Annotated in this window: 3 protein-coding genes; all 3 read right to left on the reverse strand. The window is 71.5% G+C overall.

What is annotated here, in order from left to right; translation table 11 throughout:
• Positions 1-1,567, reverse strand: a 1,567-nt coding sequence (locus tag HII36_RS54670; RefSeq protein ID WP_456238042.1) for a WXG100-like domain-containing protein, incomplete at its 3' end; no start/stop codon positions are given.
• Positions 1,567-1,863 (reverse strand): hypothetical protein, encoded by a 297-nt coding sequence (locus tag HII36_RS54675; RefSeq protein WP_173531296.1) that lies wholly within the window; start codon positions 1,861-1,863, stop codon positions 1,567-1,569. The genes HII36_RS54675 and HII36_RS54670, both read right to left, overlap by 1 nt.
• Complete coding sequence (locus HII36_RS54680; RefSeq protein WP_173531297.1) at positions 1,860-2,243, reverse strand: YbaB/EbfC family nucleoid-associated protein; 384 nt, start codon at positions 2,241-2,243, stop codon at positions 1,860-1,862. Before HII36_RS54680 ends, HII36_RS54675 begins: the two co-directional genes overlap by 4 nt.
• Positions 2,244-2,444 lie beyond the last annotated feature (201 nt).

Here is a 2,444-nt window from a genome sequence, read left to right on the forward strand (position 1 = left end):
CGCTGATGGGCTGGCTGCTGCCGGAGCCGCCTTCGCCCGCGCGTCCCGCCGGGGCGCCGCCGTCCGAGTGCGGGGTCGTCCGGACGGGTGCGTCCGTGGGGCGGAGAGGCCCGTCCGAGGGGCGGACGGCCGGGGCGCCTGCGGCCGGCGCGGTGCCACCCGGAGTGCTGTCCTGCGGGCGGAACCCGACGGAGCTGCCGTTCTGGGGCGCGCGATCCGGCTCAGGGGCGCGCGGCGCGGGCGTGGACGGCTGCTCGGGGCGGGTGTCGATGTGCTGGCTGAGCGTGGTGCCATCGCGGCCGGTACCGGAGGCGCGGTCCGAGCCGGGCGTCCGATCGGAGCCGGAGGTCTGGTCGGAGCCAGGAGCCCGGTCGGAGCCGGGCGTGCGGTCCGAACCGGAGGCGCGGTCCGAGCCGGCTGTCCGGTCCGAACCGGCTGTCCGATCCGAGCCGGAGGGCCGGTCCGCGCCCGAGACGCGGTCGGGGTCAGAGGTGCGGTCCGAGCCGGGAGTGCGGTCCGAGCCGGAGGCCCGGTCGGAGTCGGTGGTGCGGTCCGAACCCAGGGCGCGGTCCCCGGTGGAGGGGCGGTCTCCGGTGGGGGTGTCGAACGTGGTGTGAGGGGCGGGGCCGTCGCCGGCCTTCGGGTGCGGGCCGCCGCCTCCCACGTTCCCCAGTGCCGCCGCTCCCATGTACTGCCCGTCCGCGCCCAGCGCGCTGGACGTGACGCCCTTGAACACCATCTCCCAGCTGAAGGTCCCCTGCGCCGCCAGCGAGCCGGCCGTGCTGATGCCGCCGGCCAGCGCGTACTGGGTGGCCTGGCCGTAGATGGAGGAGTGGGCTGCGGCCAGCAGCTTCTCGGCGGTCGTCATCTCGGCGCGGGTCAGCCCGGCGCGCAGCGCGGGCGTGGCCAGGCCGGTGAGCCCGACGTTCATCAGGCCCATGAGGCCGCCCATCGCGCCGCCGGTGACCGCGGAGATGACGATCTGGCGGACGTCCAGTTCGTCCCTGCGGCCCTTGGCCATCTGCAGGACCTGGATGCCGGTGTCCATCCCGGCGACGATGCCGGCGAACAGCGCGATGTTGAACGCCACCCGCTTGGCGATCTGCCGCACGGACAGCCGGGCGAGCTGCATCCTGGCCGGGATGAGCGAGAGGCTGGCGCCGCCGCTGGCCAGGGCGGCGGCCAGCAGGTAGCCGATCTGAATGATCAGCAGCCAGACGGTGGCCTCGATCATGTACTTGGCGTACTGGATCTGCACGCCGACGCCGTTCAGCGCGACGGCGGTGTTGATCAGGCGGTCGACCAGCTCGGCCACCCGGCCGCCCTGCACCTTGGCGACGTGCTTGGCGAAGGCCAGGTGCGCCTCGCCGTCCCAGGCCTTGCCGATCATCTGGGCGCTCTGCGGCTGGTCGGCGTCGGTGCCTTCGACGAGCCGGTGCGCCGCCGTGACGCAGGCGTCGGCGAGCCGGAAACAACCGCTCTCGTCGCCTTCCGGCCAGTCCATGCCGACGACCCAGCCGACGTACGGTTTGGCCCAGTCGGGGACCAGGAACCCGTCGAAGCTCATCAGTGCCCGGCCCGCTCGGCCTGTCCGTAGTTGCCGGCGTTGCCGTGCAGGCCCTTCATGATGCCCTCGAGTTCGTCGAGGTAGGACTGGAACGTGTCGAAGATCTTCGCTTCGATGGCGGGCAGCTTCTTGGCCAGCTCGGCCCCGTACTCGTCGTCGCCGAGGGTGCGCCTGTCGCGGTCGAAGGCGGCGCGCAGCTCGTCGCGGATGTCGGTGGCGTCGCGCTGCCGCTCGCCGATGACGCGGGCGTGCCGCCGCAGCTCCCAGCCCTCGACGTAGTAGCCGTCCTGCGTCATTCGTCCGGCTCCACGTGGCCGGGCAGGAACGAGTCGAGCCGCACGTCCTCGCCGAACAGCTCCTCGTACGGCAGCCCGTCGGGCATGAGAGGGCCGACGAGCTCCTTGGTCCGCTCGGTCACCAGTGCCGCGCCCCGATGGATCTGCTCGGTGATCGCCTCGGCCAGCTCGGACGGCGAGAGCCGCTGGTAGACCCGCGGGTTCAGCTCGATGGCCCGCACCTGCCCACGAGGCCCCATGGTCACGCCGATCATGCCGTCGCCGGATCTGACCGTGGTCTCGAGCTCGTTGAGTTTGCCGTAGGCCTCGCGGACCCGGTCGATCTGCCGGTTGTACTCGCCGGCCAGTTCCTCGATGGTCGCTCGAAACACGTCCGCCACACATGCACCTTTCGTCGCCTTAAAGCGCAGATGTCACCACATTACCCCTTTATGAATGACCTCTGGCTGCGAATAGGGCCTACCACCGACCGCGCACTTCTTGATAAACATCTCGCGCTGGCTGCCGTACCCGGCCTTTCGCACGGTCGACTCGGACCTCAGAAAGGAATCCGATGCGCACCGAACCATCCGCCACTCCCG

The organism is Nonomuraea antri, from assembly GCF_013283785.1.
Taxonomy (GTDB): Bacteria; Actinomycetota; Actinomycetes; order Streptosporangiales; family Streptosporangiaceae; genus Nonomuraea; species Nonomuraea antri.